The organism is Stenotrophomonas maltophilia, from assembly GCF_003970865.1.
GTDB classification, from domain to species: Bacteria; Pseudomonadota; Gammaproteobacteria; order Xanthomonadales; family Xanthomonadaceae; genus Stenotrophomonas; species Stenotrophomonas maltophilia_AR.
Window position 1 is genome coordinate 23,156 of the sequence record NZ_RXLZ01000058.1, and the last position, 8,139, is coordinate 31,294.

The 8,139-nt window shown below is 66.5% G+C and carries 6 protein-coding genes; 3 read left to right on the forward strand and 3 right to left on the reverse strand.

The window, feature by feature from the left end; all coding sequences use genetic code 11:
• Positions 1–216 precede the first annotated feature (216 nt).
• Together accD and glmM are read left to right on the forward strand one after the other, a co-directional pair.
• Positions 217–1,092: an acetyl-CoA carboxylase, carboxyltransferase subunit beta gene (gene accD / locus EKL94_RS17255; protein WP_005410473.1), complete on the forward strand. Its 876-nt coding sequence runs from the start codon at positions 217–219 to the stop codon at positions 1,090–1,092.
• Entirely contained in the window at positions 1,092–2,453 is a 1,362-nt protein-coding gene (gene glmM / locus EKL94_RS17260) for a phosphoglucosamine mutase (RefSeq protein ID WP_010483073.1), read from the forward strand. The genes accD and glmM overlap by 1 nt, the downstream gene beginning before the upstream one ends.
• A gap of 78 nt (positions 2,454–2,531) precedes the next feature.
• Here the strand turns inward: glmM and EKL94_RS17265 are convergent, their stop codons facing one another.
• From EKL94_RS17265 to EKL94_RS17275, 3 genes are read right to left on the reverse strand one after another with little or no spacing between them, the layout of a single operon-like run.
• Complete coding sequence (locus tag EKL94_RS17265) at positions 2,532–3,389, reverse strand: polysaccharide deacetylase family protein (RefSeq protein ID WP_126930021.1); 858 nt, start codon at positions 3,387–3,389, stop codon at positions 2,532–2,534.
• Positions 3,382–4,527 carry a glycosyltransferase family 4 protein gene (locus EKL94_RS17270; protein ID WP_126930022.1) on the reverse strand — a complete coding sequence of 382 codons (1,146 nt, stop codon included), beginning with the start codon at positions 4,525–4,527 and terminating at the stop codon, positions 3,382–3,384. Before EKL94_RS17270 ends, EKL94_RS17265 begins: the two co-directional genes overlap by 8 nt.
• A gap of 20 nt (positions 4,528–4,547) precedes the next feature.
• Positions 4,548–6,434 carry a DUF3413 domain-containing protein gene (locus tag EKL94_RS17275; RefSeq protein WP_126930023.1) on the reverse strand — a complete coding sequence of 629 codons (1,887 nt, stop codon included), beginning with the start codon at positions 6,432–6,434 and terminating at the stop codon, positions 4,548–4,550.
• Between the two features lie 195 nt (positions 6,435–6,629).
• Here EKL94_RS17275 and EKL94_RS17280 point away from each other — a divergent pair, with 195 nt between their 5' ends.
• Positions 6,630–7,565 (forward strand): isopenicillin N synthase family dioxygenase, encoded by a 936-nt coding sequence (locus EKL94_RS17280; protein ID WP_126930024.1) that lies wholly within the window; start codon positions 6,630–6,632, stop codon positions 7,563–7,565.
• Positions 7,566–8,139: the final 574 nt, after the last annotated feature.

Below are 8,139 nucleotides of genomic sequence, written 5' to 3' on the forward strand. Positions count from 1 at the left end.
GCAAGGGCTGCCGGCCAGCGGCCGGAACTACCCATGGGTCTGCATGTACGGGCTGCCGGCCAGCGGCCTGCATGACCCAGCACCTAAACGTACGTCCCAGCATGGTTTTTTCCGGCTGCCCCGTGGCCGGCAAGGGGGTGCACGGGCGGGGAAAGCGGAGCTAGACTGTCCGCCTTTGCGGCCCTTGGGCCGCCCTGAACGGAAGTGTCCTCCCGCATGAGTTGGCTCAGCAAGTTGATGCCGTCCGGCATCCGCACCGACAACACCCCCAGCAAGAAGCGCAGTGTCCCCGAGGGCCTGTGGGAAAAGTGCAGCAACTGCGGCAGCGCGTTGTACCGTCCGGAACTGGAAGAGAATCTGGAGGTCTGCCCGAAGTGCGGCCACCACATGGCGATCCGCGCGCGTGCGCGCCTGGCCGCCCTGTTCGACGCCGACAGCACCACCGAGATCGGTGCGCGCCTGGGGCCGACCGACCTGCTCAAGTTCAAGGACCAGAAGAAGTACAGCGAGCGCATCAAGATCGCGCAGAAGAACACCGGCGAATATGACGCGCTGATCGCCATGCGCGGCCTGCTCAAGGGCCGTGCGCTGGTCGCCTCGTCGTTCGACTTCGCCTTCATGGGTGGCTCGATGGGCTCGGTGGTGGGTGAGCGTTTCGCGCTGGCCGCCGAAACCGCAGTCGAGATCGGTGCCCCGTACGTGTGCTTCTCGCAGAGTGGCGGCGCGCGCATGCAGGAAGGCCTGTTCTCGCTGATGCAGATGGCCAAGACCTCGGCCGCGCTGGGCAAGCTGCGTGAAGCGGGCCTGCCGTACATCTCGGTGCTGACCCACCCGACCACCGGTGGCGTGTCGGCCTCGTTCGCGATGCTGGGTGACATCAACATCGCCGAACCGCAGGCGCTGATCGGCTTCGCCGGCCCGCGCGTGATCGAGCAGACCGTGCGCGAGAAGCTGCCGGAAGGCTTCCAGCGTTCGGAGTTCCTGCTGGAGCATGGTGCCATCGACCAGATCTGTGACCGCCGCGAGATGCGCGACCGCCTGTCCGATCTGCTGGCGATGCTGGGCCGTCAGCCGGCGCCGGAGGTGGCTTGATGGGAGGCCGCAAGTACTTCGGTACTGATGGCATCCGTGGGCGGGTCGGCCAGGGTGTGATCTCGGCCGACTTCGTGCTGCGCCTGGGCAACGCCCTGGGCCGTGTCCTGGTCGCCCAGCGCGGCCAGGACGGGCGCCGGCCGATCGTGGTGATCGGCAAGGACACCCGCATTTCCGGCTACATGTTCGAAGCGGCGCTGGAAGCCGGGCTGGTGGCCGCGGGTGCCGACGTGCAGCTGCTCGGCCCGATGCCGACCCCGGCGGTGGCATTCCTGACCCGTACGCTGGGCGTGGACGCCGGCATCGTCATCAGCGCCTCGCACAACCCGCATTACGACAACGGCATCAAGTTCTTCTCCGCCCAGGGCGAGAAGCTCGACGACGCCACCGAACTGGCCCTGGAAGCGGCGCTGGACATTCCGTTCACCACCGCCGAATCGGAGAAGCTGGGCAAGGCGTCGCGCGCGCGCGAAGCGGTCGGCCGCTACATCGAGTTCTGCAAGGCCAGCGTGCCGCGCGCGTTCGACCTGCGTGGCGTGCGCCTGGTGCTGGATTGCGCACACGGCGCCACCTACCAGATCGCACCGCTGCTGTTCCGCGAACTGGGTGCCGAAGTGATCGGCATCGGCGCCGAGCCCAATGGCGTCAACATCAACGCAGGCGTGGGCTCCACCCATATCGACAACCTGGCGGCCAAGGTCCGCGAGACCCGCGCCGATCTCGGCATCGCCTTCGACGGTGATGGCGACCGTGTGCTGATGGCCGACGACCAGGGCAACCCGGTCGACGGCGATGACCTGCTGTATATCCTGGCCCGCGCCTGGAAGGACGAAGGCCGCCTGCGCGGCCCGGTGGTCGGCACGCTGATGAGCAACTATGGCGTGGAGAAGGCCTTCGCCGATCTGCAGATCCCGTTCGTGCGCAGCAACGTCGGTGACCGCTACGTGCACCAGGCATTGGTCGAAGGCGGCGGCGTACTCGGTGGTGAAGCCTCGGGCCATCTGCTGTGCCTGGACCGGGCCACCACCGGTGATGGCATCGTCAGCGCCCTGCAGGTGCTGGTCGCGCTGCGCAACAGTGGGCAGACCCTGCGCCAGGCACTGAAGGGCCTGGTACGGGTGCCGCAGAAGACCGTCAACGTGCGCCTGGGCAATGTCTCGGCCAAGGCCACGGTGCAGTCTGAAAGCGTGCAGTCCGCGCTGGCTGTGGCGCAGCAGGCCGTCGCCGGCCGTGGCCGCGCGTTCCTGCGTCCGTCCGGTACCGAGCCGGTGGTGCGGGTCACCGTGGAAGCCGATGACGCCACGCTGATGCAGCAGACGCTGGACCGCTTGTCCGCTGCGGTGCGTGAAGCCGCCAGTTGAGGCGCCTGCCCGTCGGTACAAGAAAAACGCCCCGGAGTTCCGGGGCGTTTTCTTTTTGCGGGCGGGGCTGTGTCGTGCCTACGGCCCCGGCACCATCTTTTTCTGGCGTGCCTTGAACCCATTGAACAGCGGCGCGATCAGCGGGTGGTAACTCAGGCGGATGCGCTTGCGCAGCCAGTTGGCCGGACGGTTGCGGATCGCGAAACGATAGATGCGTTCCGGGTCGCCACCGATCACGTTGCGGCCGAACGGGTGGGTGGTGTGCAGGTAGCGGAAGCCCTGCTCGCGCGCCACTTCGATGTGATCCTGGTCGAAATCACCGTACGGCCAGCACAGCGTATCGGACACGTCGCCGAGCTTGTCCTGCAGGACTTCGCGCGAGATCGCCAGATCCCGGCTGAGGCCTGCGCGGCGCTGCGCACGGTCCAGATCGTCGCGGCGCAGCCAGCGGGTATGGGTATGGGTGTGGCAATGCACTTCGAAGGTGCCGGCGGCGATGGCCGCACGTGCTTCGCTCCAGCGCATCATCACATCGTCACTGCGGTCCTGCTCGTAGATCGCCGCTTCGCAGCCACGATGGTCCGGCGTCGACGGCAGCGTCGCTCCGGCAATGCCGGCGTGCGGACGTTCCGGGCCTTCGCCCATCCAGCCGGTGACCACGAACACCACCGCATGCATGCCGTACTTCTGCAGGATCGGATGGGCATACACCCAGTTGTCGAGGTAGCCATCATCGAAGGTGATGACGATCGACTTGCGCGGCACCGGCTTGCCGGCCAGGAAGCCGGCGTACTGGTCCAGCGTCAGTGAGGTCCAGCCATTGCCTGCCAGCCACGCGATCTGGCTTTCGAAGTTTTCCGGCGACACGGTGATCATGCCCGGCGAGGGGCTGACATGGTGGTGCATCAGCACCGGAACGGTTCGCGCATCAGCCATGTCCCAGCTCCTTCAGCCACTGGTGGTAGTAGTGTTCGGTGGCTTCACCGTGGCCGTCCGGCGTGAAGCGGTGTGCGCCGTGCATCCAGTCCCAGCCAGCGCGGCCCATCTGCCGCCGCCGTTCCGGGTCGTCCACCAGCAGGCGCAATGCACCTGTCAGGGCGGCATTGTCACCCAAACGGGTGAGGATCGCATTGCTGCCATCGACCACCATCTCCGGCACGCCACCCACCCGCGTGGCCACGATCGGTACGCCCACATAAGCCGCTTCCAGGAATACGGTGCCGGCTGCTTCCTTGTGCGAGGCCAGTGCGAAGATGTCGAAACCGGCCATCAGCCGGCAGGCTCCATCGCGGTAGCCGAGCAGGTGCACCTGGCGCTGCAGCCCGTGCTCGGCGCACATCGCCTGCAGTCGTTCCGTCACGGCCTGGCCATCGCCGACGATCACCAGGTGCAGGTCCGGGTTGGCCTTGCACAGCGGCACCATCGCCTGCAGCAGGTCGGCATGGCCCTTGGGCTCGCGCAGTACCGCCACGCAGCCGACCACGATGTCCTGTTCGCCGAAACCGAGCTCGGCACGCACTTGCGCGCGCACCTCCTGCAGGCACTGCCAGGGATCGGCCCTGCGGATCTCGCTCCAGCGCGGCGGAACCGCGATCGGCGGCACGATGCCGATGCGCTCGGCCGGAATGCCACGGTCGGCCAGCAGCTGCTTGACGAAGCTGCTGACGGTCAACACCCGGTGTGGAAGCCCGGTATAGGTCAGCAGCGAATTGACCGGGCTCATCAGATGGCGCGAGCGCACCACCAGCGGCGTGCCACCCAGGCGTGCGCCGGCGGCGGCGATCAGCGCGTCACGGCGGCTGGTGGTGTTGACCACGTCATAGCGTTCGCGACGCACCAGGCGCGAGACCGACCACACGCCGCGCAGCAGGCGCGCCAGGCCTCCCATGCGCAGCGTATGCACGGTGAAACCGTCGTCGCGTGCCAGCGTGGCCAGGCGCGCATCGGGCTGGCACAGCAACGACACTTCATGGCCACGCGCGCGCATCACCTGCATGTGCCGGAAGATGTAGATCTCCTGCCCACCCATTCCCTTGGCGGCTTCGGTGTGCAGGATGCGCAGCGGACGGTTCATGCAGGATCGGTCCTTGAAGATCAGCGGTTGCGGAAGCGGGTCAGCGCTTCCCATGCGGAGCGGATGGCGGCAGCGTCCGGAGCCTGCTGCGGCAGCGAGCGGTAGTGCCGGTCGAGCGCGGTGGCGTTGCCGAACTTGTCGAACACGTAGATGGCATCGCCATGGCGTACCGCGCGCTGCGACCAGCTCTCCACCACCAGCGCACGTTCGCTGGTGCTGGGCGCGGACAGCAGGTCCTGGCCAGTACTGAAGTCGCTCAATGCGTTCTCGCAGCCCAGTGCGTGGCGCATCAACGTCGGCACCCAGTCCTCATGCGAACTGGTGCGCGTCTCATGGCCGCTGGCCTGGCCGGGCCAGTGCAGCACGAACGGCACCTGCAGCTGGTAGTCGGAGAAGTTGCCGTTGTGGCCCCAGTAGTTCAGCTTGAGGTCGTTGAACTCTTCGGCATGGTCACCGGTGACCAGCACGATGGTGTCCTCGGCCAGGCCTTGCGCGCGAAGGTCGTCCAGCAGCGAGCCGATCAGGCTGTCGGCGTAGTGCACGGCGGTGCGGTAGCGGTTGAGCTCCGGCGTCGGGTCGTGGTCCGGTCCGAAGGACAGGAAGTCGATCTCCTTGGCCATCGGTGTGGCCACCGGCGGGTAGCGGGCGGGCAGGTGGTAGCCGGCGTGGGTGGAGTCGAGGAACACGAAGCCGAACCACGGGTGCTGCGCGGCCTGGCTGGTGCGGATGTCGGTCTGCAGCGCGGCGACGATGGCTGCGTCACGCTTGTCCGGCGTCAGGGCGGAGGGGCCCTGGTGCAGCTGGTCGCGCACGTCGGCGAAGGCCGTGCGGTCGAACTCCGGGCTGTACAGCGGCGCACTGCCGTACAGGTGCAGGTCGTAGCCCTGCTGGCCCAGCACCTGGAACAGCTGCGAGCCGCGCTGTTCGTCCAGCATGCTCTGCCAGTAGCCGCCGGGAAGGCCGTAGAGCAGGCCGAACAGGCCGTAGCGGGTGGCATTGCCGGTGCTGAAATGGTGGTCGTACGTTCGCGCGGTCTGTGCCAGTGCCGTCGTGTTGGGCATCAGCCGTGGCGTCATGGCGTCGTGGCGCAGCGACTCCAGTACCACCATCAGCACATTCGGCCGGTGTGGGTTCTGGCAGCGCAGGGGGTGCAGCGGATACAGCAGCTGCGCATGGCGCGGATCGGGCAGGCCTGCCTGCTGTTCGCTGATGACCCCGAGCCTGCGCATGAAGCTCTTGGCGGTGATCGGCTGTGCCCAGGGCAGGTAGTTCCACTGCGCGATGACGTCGCGGTCGCCGCGGGCATCGTAGTAGGCCGTAGCGACCTGGCCGCCGGCCATCAGCAGTGCCACCACGGCCCAGGCCTGCAGGACCCGGCGGCGGCGCGGCAGGGCAGGCAGCAGCTTCCAGCAGGCCCAGGCCAACAATCCTTCGGCAGCGAAGATGGCGGCCACCAGCAGTCCGGCCTGCAGCCAGGTTTTCCACGACAGCGCGACCTGGTCCTGCAACGCGCCGCCGAACACCATGTTCACCACCATCGCATTGAGGTGGAACCGATACAGAGTGAAAACTTTCGCATCAACCAGCAACAGGCACAGCCACAGGCCCTGCAGCAGCACGGCGCTGATGCTCAGCGTGCGCGCGCTGCGCGGCCACAGGCCCAGCAGCAGCGGCAGCAGGCCGGCAAGGGCGCCGAACGCCAGCAGGTGACCGGACAGGGCGACGGCCAGATAGGCCAGGCCCACGCTGCCACCAGGGTTGTCGGCCAACGGCACGTTGCCAAGCGCGATCGCCATGGCCAGCAGTGCGTTGCCGGCGATGAACAGCGACCACCAGGCCAGTCGGCGCCAATGGCGTGCCGGGCCGGAGGGCAGGGAGGTGTTGGCAGAAGCAGCAGCAGGGCGCATGAAGGGCGGAGGCGGCAGGTGGAACAGGGGCGGGAGTCCCGGTTGTGACGGAATCGTTAATCCGCGCGCGGGTTGCGCATTGTATCGGTTTGTTTCTTCGTATCGAGTGGCGTCCCCCGGGCGATCTGTCACAATGTTCAGGTGGGCCATGAATGCGCTGGCCCTCCCAGACCCAACGACAAGCCAGGAACCGCTGTGAGCCAGATCCCCACCCTCGACATCACCCGTTTCGACAGCGACCGCGAGGCCTTCGTGGCCGAGCTGGGCGCGGCCTACCGCCAATGGGGATTCGCGGGCATCCGCAACCACGGCATCCCGCAGGCCGACATCGACGCGGCCTACGATGCCTTCAAGGCCTTCTTCGCCCTGCCGGAGGAGGTCAAGCGCAAGTACCACGTGGCCGGCAGTGGCGGCGCCCGCGGCTATACCCCGTTCGGGGTGGAAACCGCCAAGGGCTCCAAGCACTTCGACCTGAAGGAGTTCTGGCACATCGGTCGTGAGATCGCCGATGACTCCAAGTACCGTGGCGTGATGGCGCCGAACCTGTGGCCGACCGAGGTCGAGGGCTTCCGTGAGCGCGGTTACGGCCTGTACCAGGCGCTGGACAACCTGGGTTCGCGCGTACTGTCGGCGCTGGCCCTGCACATCGGCCTGCCGGAAGACTTCTTCGCCGACAAGACCAACTTCGGCAACTCGATCCTGCGCCCGATCCACTACCCGCCGATCACCACTGACGACATCCCGAACGTGCGTGCCGGTGCCCATGGCGACATCAACTTCATCACCCTGCTGGTCGGCGCCAGCGCCGCGGGCCTGGAAGTGCAGTCGCATGAGGGCGAGTGGGTGCCGTTCACCTCCGACGCGGACACCATCGTGGTCAACATCGGCGACATGCTGCAGCGCCTGACCAACCACGTGTACCCGTCGACCATCCACCGCGTGGTCAATCCCCCGGGCGAGCTGGCCCGCCAGCCGCGCTATTCGGTGCCGTTCTTCCTGCATCCGAACCCGGACTACCTGATCGACGTGCTGCCGTCCTGCATCACCCCGGAGAACCCGAGCCGGTACCCGGAGGCGATCACCGCCCACGGCTTCCTCGAGGAACGCCTGCGCGAGATCAAGCTGAAGTAATGAGTGAGAAGGCCGCCGAAAGGCGGCCTTTTTCTTTGCAGGGTTGCACCCTGCACCCGCAGAGGCCGAAGCCAAAGCCAAAGTCAAAGCCAAAGCGGCTCTGTGTTTCTGCGGGTTGGGCGGGGCGGTGTGGGTTGGCAGGACACGCCGTGAACCCGTCCCTGGGGGCTCGATGGCGCCATCCATGGCGCCAACGGTCCTGCCAACCCACATCGCCCCACCCCCGACAGCTTCCCGGTGACGGTTGGTGGGTGTTGACCTTGGTCGACACGGTAGATCCACGCCATGCGTGGATGAGATCTGTCAGATCGAAGTGGGATAGGGATCTGACCCCGGCAGCCACCCGGAATGCCGCTTTTGCTTTTGATCTTCTTTTTCTTTCCGTGGCGGGCGGAACCGCCGGAATGCGTCAGAGGCCGGGCCCTTTTCCACATCTTACGCTGCCGACGATCATACCCGTCTAGATATCCGAGTAGGTGATGTCGTTGACACACTCTCAATAATTCAACCATAAGTGCTACCGACAGCTGGCTGCGTGCGAATCGTGACTTCAGATGCTTGACGCGCTAGTAGT